Source organism: Brevundimonas sp. Root1423 (assembly GCF_001426805.1).
Window position 1 is genome coordinate 1 of record NZ_LMFL01000042.1, and the last position, 20,872, is coordinate 20,872.

The 20,872-nt window shown below is 69.0% G+C and carries 23 protein-coding genes; 8 read left to right on the forward strand and 15 right to left on the reverse strand.

From position 1 onward, the window contains the following. Positions 1-1,632: excinuclease ABC subunit UvrA (uvrA, locus tag ASD25_RS21135; protein WP_235562825.1), on the forward strand; the 1,632-nt coding region annotated here is incomplete at its 5' end. 48 nt (positions 1,633-1,680) lie between these two features. On the opposite strand, the gene ASD25_RS21140 is transcribed toward uvrA, so the two are convergent. Then, entirely contained in the window at positions 1,681-2,616 is a 936-nt protein-coding gene (locus ASD25_RS21140; protein WP_055830356.1) for a hypothetical protein, read from the reverse strand. A 32-nt stretch (positions 2,617-2,648) separates the two neighbouring features. Then, positions 2,649-3,605: a hypothetical protein gene (locus ASD25_RS21145; RefSeq protein ID WP_055830354.1), complete on the reverse strand. Its 957-nt coding sequence runs from the start codon at positions 3,603-3,605 to the stop codon at positions 2,649-2,651. A 62-nt stretch (positions 3,606-3,667) separates the two neighbouring features. On the opposite strand from ASD25_RS21145, the gene trmFO reads away from it, so the two are divergent. From trmFO to ASD25_RS21160, 3 genes are all read left to right on the forward strand, one after another. After that, the gene (gene trmFO, locus ASD25_RS21150) at positions 3,668-5,068 is read left to right on the forward strand and encodes a methylenetetrahydrofolate--tRNA-(uracil(54)-C(5))-methyltransferase (FADH(2)-oxidizing) TrmFO (RefSeq protein WP_055830352.1); all 1,401 of its coding nucleotides are present in this window, start codon (positions 3,668-3,670) and stop codon (positions 5,066-5,068) included. Next, positions 5,068-5,268: a hypothetical protein gene (locus ASD25_RS21155; protein WP_055830692.1), complete on the forward strand. Its 201-nt coding sequence runs from the start codon at positions 5,068-5,070 to the stop codon at positions 5,266-5,268. Before trmFO ends, ASD25_RS21155 begins: the two co-directional genes overlap by 1 nt. A gap of 72 nt (positions 5,269-5,340) precedes the next feature. Next, the gene (locus tag ASD25_RS21160) at positions 5,341-5,907 is read left to right on the forward strand and encodes a DUF1353 domain-containing protein (protein WP_082560103.1); all 567 of its coding nucleotides are present in this window, start codon (positions 5,341-5,343) and stop codon (positions 5,905-5,907) included. Between the two features lie 12 nt (positions 5,908-5,919). Here ASD25_RS21160 and ASD25_RS21165 read toward each other — a convergent pair whose 3' ends face one another. The 12 genes from ASD25_RS21165 to ASD25_RS32960 all read right to left on the reverse strand — a co-directional run bounded on the left by ASD25_RS21165 (position 5,920) and on the right by ASD25_RS32960 (position 16,521). Then, the gene (locus ASD25_RS21165) at positions 5,920-6,567 is read right to left on the reverse strand and encodes a squalene/phytoene synthase family protein (protein WP_055830350.1); all 648 of its coding nucleotides are present in this window, start codon (positions 6,565-6,567) and stop codon (positions 5,920-5,922) included. Further along, entirely contained in the window at positions 6,560-7,177 is a 618-nt protein-coding gene (locus ASD25_RS21170) for a hypothetical protein (RefSeq protein ID WP_055830348.1), read from the reverse strand. Before ASD25_RS21170 ends, ASD25_RS21165 begins: the two co-directional genes overlap by 8 nt. Before the next feature lie 170 nt (positions 7,178-7,347). Beyond that, complete coding sequence (gene secF, locus ASD25_RS21175) at positions 7,348-8,319, reverse strand: protein translocase subunit SecF (protein ID WP_055830346.1); 972 nt, start codon at positions 8,317-8,319, stop codon at positions 7,348-7,350. Then, on the reverse strand, positions 8,319-9,917 hold the full coding sequence (gene secD / locus ASD25_RS21180; RefSeq protein ID WP_055830344.1) for a protein translocase subunit SecD: 1,599 nt from the start codon (positions 9,915-9,917) through the stop codon (positions 8,319-8,321). The genes secF and secD overlap by 1 nt, the downstream gene beginning before the upstream one ends. A 30-nt stretch (positions 9,918-9,947) precedes the next feature. Continuing rightward, the gene (yajC, locus tag ASD25_RS21185) at positions 9,948-10,253 is read right to left on the reverse strand and encodes a preprotein translocase subunit YajC (RefSeq protein ID WP_055830341.1); all 306 of its coding nucleotides are present in this window, start codon (positions 10,251-10,253) and stop codon (positions 9,948-9,950) included. 128 nt (positions 10,254-10,381) lie between these two features. Next, positions 10,382-11,503, reverse strand: coding sequence for a peptidoglycan DD-metalloendopeptidase family protein (locus ASD25_RS21190; RefSeq protein WP_235561749.1), 1,122 nt, complete (start codon positions 11,501-11,503; stop codon positions 10,382-10,384). Positions 11,504-11,620: 117 nt separating this feature from the next. Further along, positions 11,621-12,265: a protein-L-isoaspartate(D-aspartate) O-methyltransferase gene (locus ASD25_RS21195; RefSeq protein ID WP_055830339.1), complete on the reverse strand. Its 645-nt coding sequence runs from the start codon at positions 12,263-12,265 to the stop codon at positions 11,621-11,623. A gap of 172 nt (positions 12,266-12,437) precedes the next feature. Beyond that, positions 12,438-13,229, reverse strand: a complete 792-nt coding sequence (gene surE, locus ASD25_RS21200; RefSeq protein WP_055830686.1) for a 5'/3'-nucleotidase SurE — start codon at positions 13,227-13,229, stop codon at positions 12,438-12,440. Between the two features lie 49 nt (positions 13,230-13,278). Next, the gene (locus ASD25_RS21205; protein WP_156376965.1) at positions 13,279-13,668 is read right to left on the reverse strand and encodes a hypothetical protein; all 390 of its coding nucleotides are present in this window, start codon (positions 13,666-13,668) and stop codon (positions 13,279-13,281) included. 148 nt (positions 13,669-13,816) lie between these two features. Continuing rightward, positions 13,817-15,106: a serine--tRNA ligase gene (gene serS / locus ASD25_RS21210; RefSeq protein WP_055830335.1), complete on the reverse strand. Its 1,290-nt coding sequence runs from the start codon at positions 15,104-15,106 to the stop codon at positions 13,817-13,819. A gap of 546 nt (positions 15,107-15,652) precedes the next feature. After that, the gene (locus ASD25_RS21215; RefSeq protein WP_369816647.1) at positions 15,653-16,240 is read right to left on the reverse strand and encodes a thiazole synthase; all 588 of its coding nucleotides are present in this window, start codon (positions 16,238-16,240) and stop codon (positions 15,653-15,655) included. After that, entirely contained in the window at positions 16,237-16,521 is a 285-nt protein-coding gene (locus tag ASD25_RS32960; protein ID WP_369816648.1) for a hypothetical protein, read from the reverse strand. The genes ASD25_RS21215 and ASD25_RS32960 overlap by 4 nt, the downstream gene beginning before the upstream one ends. 143 nt (positions 16,522-16,664) lie before the next feature. Here ASD25_RS32960 and ASD25_RS21220 point away from each other — a divergent pair, with 143 nt between their 5' ends. Continuing rightward, positions 16,665-18,218, forward strand: coding sequence for an MFS transporter (locus tag ASD25_RS21220; RefSeq protein ID WP_055830332.1), 1,554 nt, complete (start codon positions 16,665-16,667; stop codon positions 18,216-18,218). Positions 18,219-18,222: 4 nt separating this feature from the next. Here the strand turns inward: ASD25_RS21220 and thiS are convergent, their stop codons facing one another. Further along, the gene (gene thiS / locus ASD25_RS21225; protein WP_055830329.1) at positions 18,223-18,420 is read right to left on the reverse strand and encodes a sulfur carrier protein ThiS; all 198 of its coding nucleotides are present in this window, start codon (positions 18,418-18,420) and stop codon (positions 18,223-18,225) included. 99 nt (positions 18,421-18,519) lie between these two features. On the opposite strand from thiS, the gene aroQ reads away from it, so the two are divergent. From aroQ to accC, 3 genes are all read left to right on the forward strand, one after another. Next, positions 18,520-18,987, forward strand: coding sequence for a type II 3-dehydroquinate dehydratase (gene aroQ / locus ASD25_RS21230; protein ID WP_055830327.1), 468 nt, complete (start codon positions 18,520-18,522; stop codon positions 18,985-18,987). Positions 18,988-19,013: 26 nt separating this feature from the next. Beyond that, the gene (accB, locus tag ASD25_RS21235; protein WP_055830324.1) at positions 19,014-19,526 is read left to right on the forward strand and encodes an acetyl-CoA carboxylase biotin carboxyl carrier protein; all 513 of its coding nucleotides are present in this window, start codon (positions 19,014-19,016) and stop codon (positions 19,524-19,526) included. Positions 19,527-19,530: 4 nt separating this feature from the next. Continuing rightward, the coding region (accC, locus tag ASD25_RS21240) for an acetyl-CoA carboxylase biotin carboxylase subunit (RefSeq protein WP_056620223.1) at positions 19,531-20,872 on the forward strand (1,342 nt) is incomplete at its 3' end.

A 20,872-nucleotide genomic window follows, 5' to 3' on the forward strand; every position in this document is an offset into this window, starting at 1 on the left:
GAGATCACCGACCGGCTGCGCTTCCTCAACAACGTCGGCCTTGACTACCTCAGCCTGTCGCGCGCCTCGGGCACCCTGTCCGGCGGCGAGAGCCAGCGCATCCGCCTGGCCTCCCAGATCGGCTCGGGCCTGACCGGCGAGATCACCGACCGGCTGCGCTTCCTCAACAACGTCGGCCTYGACTACCTCAGCCTGTCGCGCGCCTCGGGCACCCTGTCCGGCGGCGAGAGCCAGCGSATCCGCCTSGCCTCSCAGATCGGCTCGGGCCTGACCGGCGTGCTGTACGTCCTCGACGAGCCGTCGATCGGCCTGCACCAGCGCGACAACTCCCGCCTGCTGGAGTCCCTCCGGGGTCTCCGCGACCTCGGCAATTCCGTCCTCGTCGTCGAGCATGACGAGGAGGCGATCCTGACCGCCGACTATGTCATCGACATGGGCCCGGCCGCCGGCGTCCATGGCGGCGAGGTCTGCGCCCAGGGCACCCCGGCCGAGGTCATGGCCAATCCCAACTCCCTGACCGCCAAATACCTGACCGGCGAGCGCGAGATCGAGCTGCCGCCCGAGGGCCGCCGTCCCGTCGACCGCAAGAAGATGCTGAGGATCAGCGGCGCCACCGGCAACAATCTGAAGAACGTCACCGGCGAAATTCCCGCCGGCCTGTTCACCTGCGTCACCGGCGTGTCGGGCGGCGGCAAGTCGACCTTCACCATCGAGACCCTCTACAAGGCCGCCGCCCGCCGGCTGCACAATGCGTCGGACGCCCCCGCCTCCTTCGACCGCATCGAGGGGCTGGAGATGTTCGACAAGGTCATCGACATCGACCAGTCGCCCATCGGCCGCACCCCGCGCTCGAACCCGGCGACATACACCGGCGCCTTCGGTCCCATCCGCGACTGGTACGCCGGCCTGCCCGAGTCCAAGGCCCGCGGCTACGGGCCCGGTCGCTTCAGCTTCAACGTCAAGGGCGGCCGCTGCGAGGCCTGCCAGGGCGACGGCCTGATCAAGATCGAGATGCATTTCCTGCCCGACGTCTACGTCACCTGTGACGTCTGCAAGGGCAGGCGCTACAACCGCGAGACGCTGGAAATCGTCTTCAAGGGCAAGAGCATATCCGACGTTCTGGATATGACGGTTGAAGAGGCCGCCAGCTTCTTCAAGGCCGTGCCGTCGATCCGCGACAAGATGCTGACCCTGAACCGCGTCGGCCTCGGCTACGTCAAGGTCGGCCAGTCCGCGACCACCCTGTCCGGCGGCGAGGCCCAGCGGGTCAAGCTGTCGAAGGAGCTGTCGAAACGCGCCACCGGCAAGACCCTCTACATCCTCGACGAGCCCACCACGGGCCTGCATTTCGAGGACACGCGCAAGCTGCTGGAGGTGCTTCAGGAACTGGTCGAGAACGGCAACACCATCGTGGTCATCGAGCACAATCTCGACGTCATCAAGGTCGCCGACTGGCTGCTCGACTTCGGCCCCGAGGGCGGCGACGGCGGCGGCGAGATCGTCGCGGTCGGCACCCCCGAACAGGTCGCCGCCAATCCGAAGAGCTGGACCGGCAAATACCTCAAGGAGGTCCTCGACCGCCACGAGACGCGCCGCAAGGCGCGCGTGGCGGCGCTGAGGAAGAGCGCCTGACGGCTCAGGCTGCGGCCGGGGCCGCTTCCACGACGCCTTCCCTCGAGGTCAGACCGGACCGGACGCCGTTTCTGTCGGTCGACCGCCCGTGATCTGGCGATAGGCGGCCGCGAACGGCGCGTACAGGATGCCGACGGTCAGTGCGGACACGATCGCCTCGACGACCGCATGGGTGATCACCCAGGGATTGCCGACGTCGAGAGCCGCCCGGACGGCCTCGGGGTCCTGATCGCTGTTGAACGACCAGCTCTCGAGGCCCGAGATAATGCCCAGCGGCAGGCTGACGATGGACGACAACAGCTGCACCAGCATGACCATGACGATGGCCAGCACCGCCATGCCCAGCAAGGGCCAGAACCGGCCCTTCGTCAGGTTGAAGGAATCGAAGAAGGCGAAGCGGCGCTCGGCCACGGTGATCGGCACGGCCAGGCTCAGCCGGACGCACAGCCAGATGAAGAAGCAGGTCCCGGCGAGGAAGCCGAGCAGGCCCGCGATGAGGGCGGGTCCGTCGCCGCCCGCCGCCTTGGCCGCCGCGATCAGCACGCCGACCGCCAGGATGGCGACCACGGCGACAAGGGTCATGACCAGGCCGAGCACGAAGGTCACCGCCAGGACCCGCACCTCGTCCATGCCGAGGCGCAGATAGCCGAACCGGTCGCGGGACGGGTTCAGCACCCCGCGCGCCACCGCCGCGGCCAGCATGGCCCCGACCACGAGGCTGATCGGCAGCAGCCACGCCACCCGGGCCATGATCGCACCGAAACCGGCCATCAGGGCCCAGACCTGGTCGAAGCTCGGCTCGACGGATTCCATCGCCTCGGCCTGCACGCTCCAGGCCTCAAGCTGCCCCACCATGGTGGACAGCGAGAACAGGGCGGTCAGCGTCAGGACGGCGTACAGCAGCGTCCAGGCGACGAGCGCCAGCGGATTGCGCCGGACGAGGCGGAAACCCTCGAAAGCCGCGTCGGTGGCCGAAAACGCCATGGTGTCTCCTGTTCTCTTGTCCTGATCCTGGCTCATCCGACGGACCCGGGCGACGGCTCGTCCGCGACGGGCGGCGTTTCGCTTCCGGCCAGTTGCCGGCAGGCCGAGGCGAAGGGTGCGATGTGCAGCGTCAGCGCTGCGCCATAGACCATCGCCGCCACGAGCGCGCCCACCGCGAACCATGGCCAGTTGGCCGCGAACATCGCCTCCATGCCTTCGAACGGATTGACGTCCATATTGTGCGCCTGAAGAGCCGACCAGTCGACGCCGCCGGAGACTCCGGCTGCCAGGGCGACGGCCAGGCCGATGCCGAACGCGACCGCCTTGATCGCGACGACCAGAAGCAGGGCCAGCAGCATCATGCCGAACAGGGCGCCGGTCTGGCCGCGGGCCAGCCGCCACCCCTCGGGAAAGGCGAAGCTGCGGTACAGGACGCTGGCGGGCGCGATCAGGCCGACCCGCGCCATCCCCAGCCAGATCGCAAGCATTCCCGTGACGATCAGGCCGGTGATGACCAGCCAGTTCATCGGCGAACCCGCGCCCCAGACGGCGAAGCCGATGGCGAAGCCGACCAGCAGCAGCACCATCATGGCGATATACATGCCCACGACCACGGCGATGCCGACGACCGCGACCCTCAGCTCGTCCATGCCCAGACGCAAGGAGAAGAAGCCACTCTCCCGGGGCCGCAGCACGGCCCGCATGACCGCCGTATAGACGACGACCGTCACGAACAGCTGGACCAGGTTCATCAGTCCGGACACGGCCTGGAACTGCATCATTTCGGCGAAGGCGGCGTTATGGGCGGCGCCGTCCCGACCCGCTTCCGCCATCTCGCCCATCATGTCGCCCATCATCGGCAGCATGAGGCCAAAGGTCGCCGCCGACGGCGCCATCATCAGCAGCCCCCAGACGAACACCGACAACGGACGCCGCCGGATCAGGCCGAACGCATCGCCGATCGCGGTCCCGATTGAAAATCGCGCCATTCAGCCTCCCCAAGCTCATGGCCAAGCTAGCCCCTTTCGCCCGGCCCCGCTAGAAGCCGCGCATGACGGACATCCTGAAGCCCATCCACGTCGTCGGCGGCGGCCTCGCCGGCTCGGAAGCCGCCTGGCAGATCGCCTCGGCCGGCGTCCCCGTGGTCCTGCACGAGATGCGCGGCGTGCCCGGGGTGAAGACCGACGCCCACCACACAGACGGGCTCGCGGAACTGGTCTGCTCCAACTCCTTCCGCTCCGACGACTGGGAGCACAACGCCGTCGGCCTGCTGCACGCCGAGATGCGGGCGCTGGACTCCATCATCATGGCCTGCGGCGACGCCCATCAGGTGCCGGCGGGCGGGGCCCTGGCCGTCGACCGCGACGGCTTCTCGCAGGCGGTCACGGCGAAACTCGAGGCCCATCCCCTGATCACCATCGTGCGCGAGGAGATCGCCGGCCTGCCGCCGGAAGAGTGGGACAATGTCATCGTCGCCACCGGCCCCCTGACTTCGCCCGCCTTGGCCGCCGCCATCCTCGACCTGACCGGCGAGGACGCGCTCAGCTTCTTCGACGCCATCGCCCCCATCGTCCACGCCGACTCCATCGACTTCGACATCGCCTGGCGCCAGTCGCGCTACGACAAGGAAGGCCCGGGCGGCGACGCCGCCGCCTACGTCAACTGCCCGATGGACAAGGCCCAGTATGAGGCCTTCATCGACGCCCTGCTGAACGGCCCCAAGGCCGAGTTCAAGGACTGGGAGAACGTTCCCTATTTCGACGGCTGCCTGCCCATCGAGGTCATGGCCGAGCGCGGCCGCGAGACCCTGCGCCACGGCCCGATGAAGCCGGTCGGCCTGACCAATCCGCGCGACCCCCAGGTCAAGGCCTACGCCATCGTCCAGCTGCGCCAGGACAACGCCTTGGGCACCCTGTTCAACATGGTCGGCTTCCAGACCAAGCTGAAGCACGGCGCCCAGGCCGAGGTCTTCCGCATGATCCCGGGCCTGCACGAGGCCCAGTTCGCCCGCCTCGGCGGCCTGCACCGCAACACCTTCCTCAACTCTCCGAAGCTGCTGGACCGCCAGCTGCGCCTCAAGGCCATGCCGCGCCTGCGCTTCGCCGGCCAGGTCACGGGCGTCGAGGGCTATGTCGAGAGCGCCGCCATGGGCCTGCTGACCGGCCGCCTCGCCGCCGCGGAACGGCTGGGCCGGCCGCTGGAGGCTCCGCCCGTCCACACCGCCATGGGCGCCCTGGTCGAACACATCACCGGCGGCCACCTCGACGGACCCGGGGGCATTTCCAAATTCCAGCCGATGAACATCAACTACGGCCTGCTGCCGCCGCTCGAGGCCCCCAAGGTCGACGAGGCGGGCGTGAAGATTCCGCTCAAGGAACGCGGCCGGGCCAAGAAGCGACTGATGAGCGTCCGGGCGCTGGACGCGCTGAAGGCGTGGCGGGACGCGGCCTGATGGCCGCGGAAAGCGAACTCGACCGCCTCAAGGCGCGGCGCGTCACCGCCCTGTACCGCCTCGACCTGATCGCCCGCGGCGCGCGACTGTCCTACGAGGACGGAACGCCGATCGACATGGCCTCCGAAAAGGAGCGTCTGGCTTCGGTCGTCGCCGACCTCGACCGGCGCATCGCACTGCTGGAACGCACCCTGAACTGACGGCCATGGCGGAAGGGCCGCCTTGGCCCCCGGGCCTTGCACGCTACCCGTGACGGTTGCAGTATCGCCGTTATGCCGTTCCACTCGGTCAAACCCAGGGCAGCCAGAACCGGCCGAACGGCGACCGAGGCGGCGATCCGTGTCGAGGAGCCTCTGGTCTGCGCCGTCAATCATGACCAGGCGCGCGAGCGGCACGGGCGCACGACCGTCGTGGTGCTTCGGCCGTTCGCCTACACGCTTCCCGACGGGTCGCGGACGGTTCGGGTGCCGCCCACCTATCTGACCGATTTCGCCTCCATCCCGACCTTCGCCCGCTGGGTCATCCCGCCCTTCGGCCGGCATGCGATCGCCGCCGTCCTGCATGACTGGCTCTACACCATCGGCCAGCCCGGACGCCGTGGGGAGGCGGACGACATCTTCCGCGAGGCCCTGAAGGAACTGGGCGTCGGCCTGACGCGCCGTGCGGCCATGCACGCGGCCGTCCGGGCCGGAGGCGGCGGCGCCTATGACCGGGCCGGGGCCGACTGGAACGCCTCCTTCATGGACTGGCGCACGGGCGGAGCGACCGTTCCGGCTCCGTCGCGCGAGGCCTTCTTCAACGACGCCTGGCCCGCCGGCGTCCCGACCGTGGATCTCTGAGACCCGCGGACGTCAGATCCGTCCTCTCAGGACCGCCCATGTCAGCCGCAGCCGCCGAGCCGCATCGGCGGGGTCCGCGCTCCGCAGGGCCGCGGACGCGACGGCGGGAAAGGCTTCGGCCGGCAGGCTCCGCAGCGCCCGGTTCGCCTCCGCCCGCATCCCCGTATCCACAGCCTGTCCGGTCTGGACCCGTCCCCTCGCCCGCGCCGCCGAGACCACGGAAGCGGGGTCTGCCGTCTTCGACAGGATCCGCACCGCGACCTGCATCGGTCCGACGTAGAAGGCGTCCAGATCGTGCGGCTCGCCATGCACCCGGCCCACATGGGCCTCGATCAGGGCGTCGAAGGGCGCGCGCTCCAGCCCGTGGCGGGCGACGATGTCGGTCAGGGCCTCGAGCACCGGATGGCCCTTGCGCGCCGCTCCCGCGAACACCCCGTCCATCTGCTCGCGCCACCAGACATAGCGCATCTCGGCCAGCATCGGCTGGGTCACCCGCGTCGGTATGGCCATCAGCTCGGCCTCGAGGGCGTAGAGGGCGATCAGGTCCGCGCGCAGCCGCTCGTCGGCCACGAACCGGCTGGACAGCCACCGGTCGCGGTCGGCGCCGCGGACCTGGTCGTCGAGGCTGACGCCCGTACGATCGGAAGACGGATCAGCCAAACAGGGTCTGGAACATCGCCATGGACGTCAGCATCGGCAGCGACAGCAGCAGGTTGATGCGGCTGCCCATCATGGCGACGCGGGCGGCCTTGGCCTTGGCCGCGTCATCCACGACGACGATGCCCAGCGCCCGCTTCTGGTTCGGCCAGATGATGCCCCAGACGTTGAGGAACATGACGATGGCCAGCCAGACGCCGATGCCCATCAGGGTGAAGCCCTTCTGGTCCTCGGTCAGGCCCTGGGCCAGGCCGAAGGTCAGCACCTCGGCGGCGTATGCGTGTCCACGGGCGAACATGACGGCCAGACCGGCCAGCACGGTCACCAGCGCCGACCAGCGGAACCAGAACAGGGCCTCCGGGGCGATATGCTTGCCGATGGCGGGCTTCAGCTCGGCGGGGATGTTCGGCATCACCCGGATCTGGACGAAGTTGAAATAGTACAGCAGGCCGATCCACAGGATGCCGGCCACGACGTGCACCCAGCGGAACGCCGCCTGCCAGAAGGCCTCCCCGAAGCCGCCGGACACCTGTCCGAAGGCGAGGATCATCACGCCCGCGAGCGCGAGGCTCAGCAGGATGGTGGTGCGGAAATTCGACAGCAGCTTGCCCATGGTCAGCCCCTCCCCGGAGCGATTCGTTGAAGCGTCACCTTACCTCTCCCTCCCCGTCATGGGGAGGGATGTCGGCGCGAAGCGACGACAGGGTGGGGTGCGTCCGGACGATGCCCCACCCGGTCGCTGCGCGACCACCCTCCCCACAAGGGCGAGGGAGATCAGACGCCCTACGGCCGGCTGGCCATTCCCAGCTTGATCGGCTTGGCGTCTTCCTTGTCGCGGCCGCCGCGCTTGACGCCCCACAGCAGGATGATCGGCGCGCCGACATAGATCGACGAATAGGTGCCGCAGACGATGCCGAACATCAGGGCGATCGAGAAGCCGAACAGGGCCGGTCCGCCGAAGTAGGCGAGGGCCGCCAGCACCATCACCGCCGTGAAGCCGGTGATGATCGTCCGCGTCAGGATCTCGTTGATGGTCAGATCGATCACCTCGCGCAGGGGCATGGTCTTGTATTTGCGCAGGTTCTCGCGAAGGCGGTCGAACACCACCACGGTGTCGTTCATCGAATAGCCGATGACCGTCAGGATGGCGGCGACCATGTTGAGGCTGAACTCCAGCCGCATCAGCACGATCAGGCCGAACACCAGGATCACGTCGTGCAGCAGCCCGGCCACGGCGCCGAGACCGAACTGCGGCTCGAACCGGAACCAGATGTAGGCGAACATCAGAAGGATGGCCGCGCCCAGGGCCAGCAGACCCGAGGTGAACAGCTCGCCCGAAACCTTCGAACCCACGACGCTGACGCCCGAATATTCGACCTCGCCCACGGCCGCGGTGACGGCCGACTGCACGCGCTGGACCACCTGGGCCTGCGGCTCGTCGTCGGGCACCTGGAATTTGACGATGGCGCTGGCGTCGTTGTCGATGCCCTGCACCTGGACGTCGCCCAGGCCGAGGCCGTCGACGGCCTCGCGCACCTTGTCGAGCTCCAGCGCCTGACCGGTGGGCTTGCTCAGCTCCATCACGGCGCCGCCGCGGAAGTCGATGCCCAGGTTCAGGCCGGGCTTGAACACCCCGACCAGCGAGGCGATCACCAGCACGGCCGACAGCACGGCGGCGTATTTGGCGAACGAGACGAACTTCAGGTTCGTCTTGATCGGCAGGACTTTGATGAGGGGCCACCAGGACATCGCCATCACTCCGCGATCGGCAGTTTTTTGGGTTTGGCGATCTTCAGCCACAGGGCGAGTCCGACCTGGGCGACCAGCACCGCCGACAGCATCGAGGTGAACACCCCGATCGTCAGCGTCCAGGCGAAGCCGCGCACAGGACCGGCGCCGAAGATGAACATGATCAGCGCCGCCACCAGGGTCGTCAGGTTGGCGTCGACGATCGTGCCCATGGCCTTGTTGAAGCCGGCGTCCAGCGACGCGATCACGGACCGTCCGGCCCGCGCCTCGTCGCGCATCCGCTCATAGATCAGCACGTTCGCGTCCACCGCCACGGCGAAGGTCAGGATCAGACCCGCGATGCCGGGCAGGGTCAGGGTCGCCTGGGTGAAGGACATGGCGGCGATGATCAGCAGGCCGTTCAGCAGCAGGCCGATCACCGAGATGCCGCCGAAGATGAAACCGTAGGTCAGCAGCATGAACACCACGATGATGGCGAAGCCGATCAGGGTCGACAGCTTGCCCGCGGCCACGGCGTCGGCGCCGAGCTCGGCCGTCACCGTCCGGCGCTCCTCGACGTTCAGCGGGGCCGGCAGGGCGCCGCCGTTCAGCAGGTTCACCATCTCGGAGGCCTCCTGGATGGTGTAGCTGCCCTCGATGATGCCCGAGCCGCCGGTGATGGCGCTGCGGATGTTCGGAGCCGAGATCACCTTGCCGTCGAGAATAATGGCGAAGGGCTTGCCGATATTGGCGGCCGTGGCCTCGCCGAAGCGGCGCGCGCCGGCGCCGTCGAAGCGGAAGCCGATGGCGGTCTGGTTGTTCTGGTCCGCCGTCACCTCGGCCTTGGTCAGGTTCTCGCCCGACACCAGCACCCGGCGCTTGACCAGATAGTAGGCCGGGCCGCCGGCCTCGGCGCCGGGGATCAGTTCGGAGTCCGGCGGCACGGCGCCGGCCAGCGCCTCCTCCACCGAATTCTCGACGTCGACCATCTGGAAGGTCAGCTGCGCCGTCTGGCCGATGACGCGTTCCAGCTGGGCCGGGTCGCTCTCGCCCGGGGCCTGGACCACGATGCGGTCGGCGCCCTGGCGGGTGATCGAGGGTTCGCGGGTGCCCAGGCTGTCGATCCGGCGGCGCACCACCTCGATCGACTGCGTCACGGCGTCCGAACCCATGGAGTTCAGGGCCGCCTCGGTGAAGCCGTAACGGATGCGGTTGTCGCCCAGACGCTGCACCGACCGGTCGGCGACGCCGCTGGCGCCCCCGCTGACCAGGGCCCGCATCGACTGCAGGGCCAGGTCCATCTGGGTCGGATCGGCGAGGGTGACGACCACGCCGGCGTCTTCCCGTCCGATGCTGGTCACCCCGACCCGCGCCTCGGCCAGAACCGTGCGGGCGTCCTCGCCCAGGTTGGTCAGGCGCTTCTCGCGCATGGCCGGGACGTCGACCTCCAGCAGCAGGTACGATCCGCCCTGCAGGTCCAGCCCCAGGTTCAGCCCGCTCTTCGGCAGCCAGCCCGGCAACGCCTCGCGCTGGGCGGCCGTCAGCAGGTTCGGATAGCTGAACAGCAGCCCGAACAGCAGGGACAGGACAAGAAGGATGACCTTCCAGCGCGACAGATGGATCATGCGGGCGTCCCCGACCTTTTCAGAACGGCGTCAGGACTTGGCGATGGTCTTGGTGTCGTTGGCGGCGATCGCCGTGCGGTCGCGCACCTGGGTGATCATCTGCTTGACCACCGGAACGTTCACGCCCTGCGCGATCTCGACCATGGCCTGGTCGTTCTCGACGCGGGTGACCTTGCCGATCATGCCGTTCGACAGCACCACGGTGTCGCCGCGCTTCAGACCGGCGACCAGCGCCTGATGGGCCTTCATCTGCTTCTGCTGCGGGCGGATCAGCATGAAGTAGAACAGGATGATCACAGGGACGAAGAAGATCAGGGTGCCGAACGGCCCCGCCATAAGTTCCTGCACGATGGTCTCCGCGAACGTCTGGAGCCGCCGGGAGCGGCCCTTGAAAATGAGGCGCGGAAACTAGGGTGCGCCGCCGCACTTTGCAACGCGACGCGTGTTCACCGCTCCGCTTTGCGTTATCGCGGCAACACGGTCAGCGGATCGACGGCGTTCGGCTGGTCGCCGCGCATGCGCCAGGTCTCGAAATGCACCGACGGCCGCCCGTCCCCGGCGGTCGTCCCGACCGTGCCGATCTGCTGCCCGGCGCGGATCTCGTCCCCGTCCCGCACCACGGCCGAGCCGAGGTGGCCATAGACCGTGCGCCAGCCGTCGCGGTGCACCACCAGCACGGTCAGCCCCTGCCCCGCCAGGTCGTCGCCGACATAGCCGACCCGTCCGGCGGCGGCGGCGCGCACCTCGGCCCCTGCGGCCGCGCCGATGTTCACCCCGTTGTTGCGCTCGCCCATGCCGACCGGCCCGAAGCGCCGCAGGATGTCGCCGCGCACCGGCCAGTCCAGATTGACCATCGAGGGCGCGGGCGCCGGAGCGGGTCCGGCCGTCGGCGCCGGTCCGGCCGCGGGCGCGGCCTCGCGCGGCGGCGGCGGCAGGGCGGCGTTGCCCGAGGGCGGCGGCGGAGGCGGAGGCGGAGGCGTCCCGACTTCGGGCACATAGACGCCGCTCGGCGACGGCCCGGTGGCGTAGGGATCGCCGCCGATGTCGACGGCGCTGGCCGGCAGGATCAGCCGCTGGCCCGGAGTGATCGCCGCGCGCGGGCCGAGGGCGTTCAGGTCGATCAGGTTCTGCACCGGCGTCTGGAAGCGCCGGCCGATGCCCGAGATCGTGTCGCCGGGCTGGATTTCATAGACGGCCCCGGCCTCGACGGCGACCGCGCCGGACCGCGGCGGCGGCGGCGTGCTGAAGCCTTCCGAGGCGGGCCCGGCCGCCGGCGTGGGGCTTTCGGAATAGACCCGCGGCGCCGTGCCGATCGGCGCCGACAGCGCCCCGCCCTCGATCGATTCGACCGGCGCGGTGCGCGGCGGCGGCGCTTCGTTCGCAGGATTGGTCGCGCCGCGCACGCCCTCCCCGCTTGGAGCCGGAGCCGGCGAAAGCGGTGCGGCGGGATAGGCGGGCGTCCGGGCGGGAGCCGCGCCGTCGGCGCGAATCGAATAGCGCGGCTCGGCCGGATAGCTGGCGCAGGCGGCCAGCGTCATCATCCCGACCAGCACCGCCAGAACCCTGATCCCGAATCGCATCGTCATGCCGTCTCCCGCCCCGTGGTCGTCATCCGGTGTGCCTCGCCCGTCGGCCCAAGCCAACCCGTCAAAGGGCGCCAAAGTTGGGCGCGAAGGTTAACGGAGGGCGATCGGGACTACCCCTCACCCCTCCTTGGCCGTCCCCTCGACAAGCGGCACGAACCGCACCTCGCTCAGGCTTTCGCGCCGGAACGAGCCGTCGGCCTGGCCGACATAGCGGTGCAGCATCTGCACCGAGCTGCGCCCCACCGGACAGACCAGTATCCCGCCCGGCTTCAGCTGGTGCAGCAGTTCGGTCGGCTCGCCCGGCGCCGCGGCCGTGACCATGATCCGGTCGAACGGCGCCTGTTCGGGCCAGCCCAGATTGCCGTCACCGTGCCGGGTGATGACATTGTCGATCTTCAGGTCCTTCAGCCGGGTCTCGGCCTCGGTCAGCAGGCTGCGGTACCGCTCGATGGAATAGACATAGCGCGCCAGCCGGCTCAGCACCGCGGCCTGGTAGCCGCTGCCGGTGCCGATCTCCAGCACCCGGTGACGCGGCTGCACGTCCAGCGCCTGGGTCATCAGGCCGACGATATAGGGCTGGCTGATGGTCTGGGCGCAGTCGATCGGCAGGGCCTGGTCCTCCCATGCCTGGTCGAGAAATTTCTCGTGCACGAAGACGGCGCGGTCGATCGATTCCATGGCCGCCAGCACACGCGGGTCGGTCACCCCCTGCTGGCGAAGGCCGAGGATCAAACGTCCGGCGCGGTCGTCGTTGAGTTTCATGGACGGGTCCCTTCCCCCCTCGCGGGGGAAGGTGGCAGGCGAAGCCTGACGGATGGGGGCCGGCCGGTGGCGGCCCGGCTGCCCCCTGATCGGAACCCGGACAGAGCCCCCATCCGAGCCGCTTCGCGGCCCACCTTCCCCCGAAATGGGGGAAGGGCGTGAAAAAGCGACCTCATATCGTCACCATACCCTTCGGCGGCGCCCCGCCCAGCACGCCCTTCAGGTCGTGGATGCTGGGCGCATGGGTCAGGTCGATGTGCAGCGGCGTGACCGAAATCTTCCCTTCGTCCATGGCCCGCAGGTCCGTGCCGGACGGATGGTCATGCTTCGTCCCGCGGAAGCTCATCCAGTAGTAGTCGCGGCCGCGCAGGTCGGTGCGCTTGACCGCATGCATCTCGCCGATGTCGCGGAAGCCCTGCCGCGTCACCTCGACCTCGGTCACGGCCTCGGGCGGACGGGCGGGGAAGTTCAGGTTCATCACCACCCCGTCCTGCCACGGCTGGGCCAGCAGGCGCGAGATGATGGCCGGCGCATAGGCCTCGGCCGTCTCCCAGTGGGCCGTCACCTCGTCGTGGAAGCGTTCGAGGCTCTGGCTCAGGGCGATGGAGCGGATGCCGAAGGCCATGCCCTGAAGCGCGCCCGCCACCGTGCCGGAATACGAACAGTCCTCGCCGACGTTGTGGCCGCGATTGACCCCCGACAGCACCAGATCGGGCCGCTCGGGCATCAGGTCGTTGACCGCCAGAACGACGCAGTCGGTCGGCGTCCCCGTCACCGCGAACCGCTTCTCGCCCATGCGATTGACCCGCAGCGGCTCGGTCAGGGTGATGCCCCGGCCCTTGCCGGACTGCTCGACCTGCGGCGCGCAGAGCCAGATGTCGTCGGACAGGGTCCGCGCGATCCGCTCGAGGCAAGCCAGCCCCTCGGCGTCGACGCCGTCGTCATTGGTCAGAAGAATGCGCATGCCGCCCGCGCTCTTGCAGCGCGTCGGCCCCTCGCGCAAGCCGCCTGTGTCAGTTGGCGGGCCGGATGTCGTCGGCCAGGATCACGAAGGCTCCGCCGCAGTCGTTGCGGATGTCCGACCGCGCGTGCTCGATCCGGCCGTTCACGGCCGCGCTCCAGGGCGCCGTCCGGCCCGTGATCCGCACCTTCTGTCCGCCCAGGTCGCCCATCGCCTGGGCCATCTCGTCCCGCGACGCCGCGCCCGAGACGCAGGGCCGCGAGAAGGGCTGCAGCACCTGGTCCTCGTCGCCGTACAGCTGGAACTCCCCGTTCGAGAAGCGCACCCAGCCGGTGAAGGCGGTGTCGCCCGCGGCGTGGACGTAGGTGTTGGACGAGGGGCCGCTGGTGGCGCAGGCGGTCAGGGTCAGTGCGGCGGCGGCCAGGCCAAGGATCGTTCGCATCATCTCTACTCCGATCATCCCGGCGAAAGCCGGGCCCCAGTTCTTTGGATGATCCAGCGCTGCCTGTGTTGCGGCGGCGCCAATCCCATTCACAAATGCCCTAGAAAGCACCGGGTCCCGGCTTTCGCCGGATGCGCGGGGATTTGAATCATCCCACGTGCGTCACCCCGCCCATATATGGCAGCAGAGCCGCCGGCACCGCGATCCGTCCATCGCCGTCCTGATAATTTTCCATGACGGCCACCAGCGTCCGGCCGACCGCCAGACCCGAGCCGTTCAGCGTGTGCACGAACTCGGTCTTCTTCTCGCCGTCGCGCTTGAAGCGCGCGTCCATCCGCCGGGCCTGGAAGTCCCCGCAGTTGGAGCAGCTCGAGATCTCGCGATAGGTCCCCTGCGACGGCAGCCAGACCTCCAGATCGAAGGTCTTTCTGGCGCCGAACCCCATGTCCCCCTTGCAGAGCAACAGTCGGCGGAACGGCAGCTCCAGCTTCCGCAGAATGGCCTCGGCGCAGGCCGTCATCCGCTCGTGTTCGGCGTCGCTGTCTTCGGGCCGGGTGATCGACACCATCTCGACCTTGTAGAATTGGTGCTGTCGGATCAGGCCGCGCGTGTCCCTGCCGGCCGAGCCCGCCTCTGCCCGGAAACAGGGGGTCAGCGCCGTCATCCGGATCGGCGTCTGCAGGTCTCTCTCGCTCAGCAGCTGGCCCATCACCGTAGCCGTGAGCGACACTTCGGCGGTCGGAATCAGCCAACGCCCGTCTGTCGTATGGAAAAGGTCGTCAGCGAATTTCGGCAGCTTGTCCGTGCCGTAGGCCGCGGCGTCGTTGACCAGCAGCGGCGGATTGACCTCCAGATAGCCGTGCTCGTTCGTCTGCACGTCCAGCATGAACTGGCCGATGGCCCGTTCCAGCCGCGCCAGCCCGCCCTTCAGCACCGCAAACCGCGACCCCGACATCCGCGCCGCCGCCTCGAAGTCCAGCAGGCCCATGGCCTCGCCCAGATCGGCGTGATCCTTGGCCGGCCCCTCTTGGCGCGGCGTTCCCCAAGGCTCGCCGACCAGCACATTGCCGCTCTCGTCCTCACCCTCCGGCACGTCGTCCGCCGCCAGATTCTTCTGCGCCGCCAGCAGGTCGCGCAACGCCGTGCCGACCTCGGCCTCGGTCTTCTCGGCCGTCGCGATCTCGCCCTTCAGGTTCTCGACCTCGGCCTTCAGGCGCTCGGCCTCGGCCATGTCCTTCTTGGCCATCGCCGCGCCGATCAGTTTCGACGCCGCATTGCGCTTCGCCAGCGCCTCCTGCCCCGTCGTCTGGGCGGCGCGCAGCTCGCCGTCCAGCCGCAGGATATCCGCCACCAGAGCCTCCGCCCCCTCCACCCCGCGCGACGACCAGCCGCTGACGAAGGCGGCGGGGTTCTCACGGATGGCGCGGATGTCGTGCATGGCGGGTCTCTTGGGAAGGAAGCGATGCTCTAGCGGGCGCAACGGTTTCCGCCAACCCGCCCTCGCCCTTCCTTGCTTTCGTCATCCCGGGCGCAGGGTCGCGTAGCGGCCCGGAGACCCGGGACCCAGCGGCGCCGAAGGCGATCTGTTCATGCACGCTGCTCAGATCGCATTCGCGACAGGTTCGCGCTCTCGCGCGCCGCTGGGTTCCGGGTCTTCGCTGCGCTGCGCCCGGAATGACGAAAGGGGTGCGCCGCGTGACCATCCTCGCTGTCGGAAATGAAGACTCCCGCCCCTCCCAACCCGCTACTCTCGAGACATTTTTCCGCCCTTCCCGCCCCCTCAGTCCCGCCGCCCCGGACCCGCAAAACCGCCTGCGTCCGCTTCTGACGCATCGCCGTGCATACTGATTCAAATCCCCACGGGGACTGGTCTTTGACAGCGCCAAACCTCGCCCGGAGCCGCCCCAGGCCCCGGCGCCCGCCTCACCGGCGAGCCGCTCTGCGCGTCACAACATTTTTTCCTGATGTTGGAGACTCTCGCCCCTCAGATCAGCCCGCTCAGCGGCGAACTGGCGCTCGCATACAGCCGCCGCGGCATCCGCCCCGCCAGATAGCCCTGCCGCCCGGCGATCACCGCGTGCTTCATGGCCGACGCCATCAGGATCGGATCGGCGGCCCCCGCGATGGCCGTGTTCATCAGCACCGCGTCGCAGCCCAGTTCCATGGCCAGCACCGCATCCGACGGCGTGCCCACCCCCGCATCGACCAGCACCGGCACCTTGGCCTGTTCCACGATCAGCCGGATGTTGACCCGGTTCTGGATGCCCAGGCCCGAGCCGATCGGCGCCGCCGCCGGCATGATCGCCGCGGCCCCCGCCTCTTCCAGCCGCTTCGCCATGACCACGTCGTCGGTGCAATAGACCATGACCTGGAAGCCGTCCCTGATCAGCAGGTCCAGCGCCCGCAGCGTCTCGATCATGTCGGGATACAGGTGCGCCGTGTCCGACAGCACCTCCAGCTTGACCAGATCCCAGCCGCCGGCCTCGCGCGCCAGCCGCAGCGTCCGCACCGCGTCCTCGCCGGTGAAACAGCCCGCGGTGTTGGGCAGGAAGGTGAACCGGTCCGGCTTCACATCGCCACGAGCCGCAGCGTCCGCACCGCGTCCTCGCCGGTGAAACAGCCCGCGGTGTTGGGCAGGAAGGTGAACCGGTCCGGCTTCACATAGTCGACCAGCATCGGCTGCGACGGATCGCTCAGATTCACCCGCCGCACCGCCACGGTGACGATCTCGGCCCCCGCCGCCTCGGCGGCCTCGGCGTTCTCCTGATAGGTCTTGTACTTGCCGGTGCCGACGATCAGTCGGCTGTTGAAGGTCCGGCCGGCGACGGTCCAGGTGTCTGTGGGAGCGGTCATGGGCGGGGTTTAGCCCGTCCGCAGCCCGAGTCGAAGAGCCCCGCGGCACTTATCCGCCGCCCGCGCCGACGATTGCCGCTCGACGCGCGCCGAACCGGGACGCTAGGAACGGGATCATCGGTCTCCGGGGGAAGACGCGGCCCATGCTGTCACGGTTATTCGGAGACCGACGCCACGCCTGGGCCTTCTGGTTCGGCTGCCTGGTCGTGACGGCGGGCGTCCTGCTCCACCTGCCCATGTACTGGATGGGCCGGGACATGGGGTTCCATCTGGCCGGCATGCCGATGGACGCCGGCATGATGTGGGGCATGGTCCTGATCGTCGGCGGCGTGGGCCTGACGGCCTTCGGCCTGCTGCCGGCGCGACAGGCGGGTGCGGGCGAGGCCGTGCTCGTCCTGGCTCCGCCCGAGGACGCGCCCCTGACCCGGGCTCACTGGCTGATGTGCGGCCTGCTCTCCATCGCCCTGATCGTCGATATCATGAAGCCCGCCAGCCTCGGCTTCGTCCTGCCGGGCATGCGGGCCGAATATGGCCTGAGCGGCGCCATGGTCGCCCTGCTGCCGTTCGCGGCCCTGAGCGGCACTGTGGTCGGCTCCTTCGCCTGGGGCTGGCTCGCCGACATCTACGGCCGCCGCGCCTCGATCCTGCTGTCCTCGGTGATGTTCGTCGGCACCTCGATCTGCGGCGCCATGCCGGACTTCTGGTGGAACGTCGGCATGTGTTTCCTGATGGGCGCGGCCGCCGGCGGCATGCTGCCCGTGGCCTACGCCCTGCTGGCCGAGATCATGCCCACACGCCACCGCGGCTGGGCCCTGGTCCTGGTCGGCGGCATCGGCGCGGTCGGCGGCTATTTCGCCGCCAGCGCCCTGTCCGCCTGGCTCCAGCCTGACTGGAGCTGGCGGATCATGTGGTTCCTCAACCTGCCCACCGGCCTGATCCTGATCGCCCTCAGCCCTCTTCTGCCCGAGTCCGCCCGCTTCCTGCAGCACGTCGGCCGCGGCGAGGAAGCCCGCGCCGTGCTGGCGCGGTTCGGGGCCGGGGTCCGGACCGTCGCGGCCTCCATCGAGGCGGAAAGCCATTCTCGCCTGCCGCCGGTCGACCGCCGCCATCTCGCGGTGACGGTCGCCCTGACCCTCGCCGCCCTGTCCTGGGGCCTGGTCAATTTCGGCGTCCTGCTGTGGCTGCCCGCCGCCCTCGTCGCCGAGGGCCGAAGCGTCGAGGCCGCCTCGGCCCTGATCGCCCGATCCACCCTGATCGCCGCGCCGACGGTGCTGATCTCGGTCTGGCTCTACAGCGCCTGGAGCACGCGGGGGGCCCTGGCCCTGATGCTGGGCGTCAGCGCCCTCGGCCTGTTTGGTTTCCTGCTGCGCGGCATGGGCGTCGAGGCCCTGGCCGATCCGATCGCCCCGCTGGCCCTGCTGATCGTCGGCTCCAGCGGCGTCATCTCGATCATCCTGCCCTATACGGCCGAGAACTACCCCCTGCGCATCCGCGGCCGCGCCACCGGCTGGGTCGCCGGCTGCAGCAAGCTGGGCGGTCTGGCCGCACAGGGCCTGAGCGTCCTGGGCGCGGCGCCCGTGCTGGGCGTGGCCGCGGCCCTGGTCGGCGGCCTGACCGTGGTGGCGTTCGGCATGATCGCGGTCCTCGGTCGCGAGACGCGGGGCCGGGATCTGCGGGATCTCGAGGTCGACCGGTGAGCCCTCAGCCCCCGCCCACGAACTGCACCAGTTCGATCCGGTCGCCGTCGGCCAGCGCCGTCGCGCCATGCAGCGTCCGCGGCACGATCTCCAGGTTGCGCTCTACCGCCACCTTGCGGATGTCCAGCCCGAGTTCCTCGACCAGCGCCAGAATGGTGCCGGCCTCGACCTCGCGGACTTCCCCGTTGACCTGAATGCGCATGCCGCTACGTCACTCTATTCCGCGCCGCGGTTTGATAACCGCCACGCCTCAGCTAAAAGGCCCGTCCGATTCCGGTCGGAACCCGCAGTTCACGAGCTCATGCCCGAACCAACCGTCCTCTACGTCCTGAACGGCCCGAACCTCAACCTGCTTGGGGTGCGCGAGCCGGATATCTATGGACGTCAGACGCTGGCCGACGTTCAGGCGATGTGCGAACGGGCCGCCGGGGACGCGACCGTGGTGTTCCGCCAGACCAACCACGAGGGCGAACTGATCGACCAGGTCCAGGAGGCCCGCGAAAAGGCCTCCGCCCTGGTCATCAATCCCGCCGGCTACGGCCACACGTCGGTGGCCCTGCTGGACGCCCTGAAGACCCTGACGATCCCGATCGTCGAATGCCATCTCTCCAATCCGGCGGCGCGCGAGCGTTTCCGCCATCGCTCCTATGTTTCGCCGGTCGCGGCGGGCGTGGTTTCGGGCTTCGGCCCATTCAGCTACGAACTGGCCGTCAAGGCCGCCCTCAGGCTGGCGCAGGAACGCGCCGGCCCCGCGGGCCGTTCGGTTTAAGACGACAAGAAGAGGCTCAAACACCCATGGCCGATCCCAAGACCCCCGCGTCCAGGCTCAAGAACGAGGCCGAGATCGACACCACCCTGGTGCGCCAGCTGGCTGACATCCTGAACGACACCTCCCTGACGGAGATCGAGGTCGAGCGCGGCGAACTGCGCATCCGGGTGGCCCGCGAAGTCGTGGCCGCTCCGGTCGTGCAGTATTCCGCCGCCCCCGCCCCGGCCGCCCATGCGCCGGCTCCGGCCGCCGCGGCCCCGGCGTCGATGCCGTCCGACCCCGCCACCATCGTCGCCAAGTCGGGCGAAGAGGTGAAGTCGCCGATGGTCGGCACCGTCTATCTGCAGGCCTCGCCCGAGGCGCCGCCGTTCTGCCAGGCCGGCGACAAGGTCAAGAAGGGCCAGACCCTGCTGATCGTCGAGGCGATGAAGACGATGAATCCGATCCAGGCCCCCCGCGACGGCGTTGTGGTCGAGGTTCTGGTCGGCGACGCCCAGCCGGTCGAGTTCGGCGAGCCGCTCGTCCTGCTCGAGGCGTAAGCCCATGTTCACCAAGGTCCTGATCGCCAACCGCGGCGAAATCGCCCTGCGGATTCACCGCGCCTGCAAGGAGATGGGCATCTCCACCGTCGCCGTGCACTCCGAGGCCGATCGCGGCGCCATGTGGGTGCGGCTGGCCGACGAGAGCGTCTGCATCGGCCCCGCGCCCGCGGCCAAGAGCTACCTCAACATCCCGTCGATCATCGCGGCCGCCGAGATCACCGGCGCCCAGGCCATCCACCCCGGCTACGGCTTCCTGTCCGAGAACGCCCGCTTCGCCGAGATCGTCGAGGCCCACGGCATGACCTTCATCGGGCCCAAGCCCGAGCACATCCGGGTCATGGGCGACAAGATCACCGCCAAACAGACGGTGCTGGAAGCCGGCATTCCGTGCGTTCCCGGTTCGGCCGGCGAGGTCGAGACCATCGAGGACGCCATCGCGGCCTCAAAGACCATCGGCTTCCCCCTGATCGTCAAGGCCGCGGCCGGCGGCGGCGGGCGCGGCATGAAGGTCGCCCTGACCGCCGACGACCTCGTCGAGGCCGTCCAGACCGCCCAGTCCGAAGCCACCGCCGCCTTCGGCAACGGCGCCGTCTACATGGAGCGTTATCTCCAGAAGCCGCGTCATATCGAGCTTCAGGTCATCGCCGACAGCCACGGCAACGTCGTCCACCTCGGCGAGCGCGACTGCTCCCTGCAGCGCCGCCACCAGAAGGTCATGGAAGAAGCCCCCTCGCCGGCCCTGTCGGCGGCGGAACGGGTCGCCATCGGCGAGACGGTCAACAAGGCCATCGCCGCCATCGGCTACCTCGGCGTGGGCACCATCGAATTCCTCTGGGAAGATGGCGAGTTCTTCTTCATCGAGATGAACACCCGGCTGCAAGTTGAGCATCCGGTTACGGAAATGATCACCGGGGTCGATCTGGTTCGCGAGCAGATTCGCATCGCCGCCGGCCTGCCGCTGTCGTTCACCCAGGCCGACGTTACCTTCACCGGCCACTCGATCGAGTGCCGCATCAACGCCGAAAACGCCGAAACCTTCACGCCCTCGCCCGGCGCCATCACCGACTTCCACGCCCCCGGCGGTCTGGGCGTGCGGCTGGATAGCGCCATCTACGCCGGCTATTCGATCCCGCCCTATTACGACAGCCTGATCGGCAAGCTGATCGTCCACGGCCGCGACCGGGAGGAGTGCATCGCCCGCCTCAAGCGGAGCCTGAACGAGATGGTCGTCGGCGGCATCGACACCACCATTCCCCTGTTCCAGAAGCTGCTGCAGGAGCCGGACATCCTCTCCGGCGACTACGACATCCACTGGCTGGAGAACTGGGCCAAACGCCAGAAAC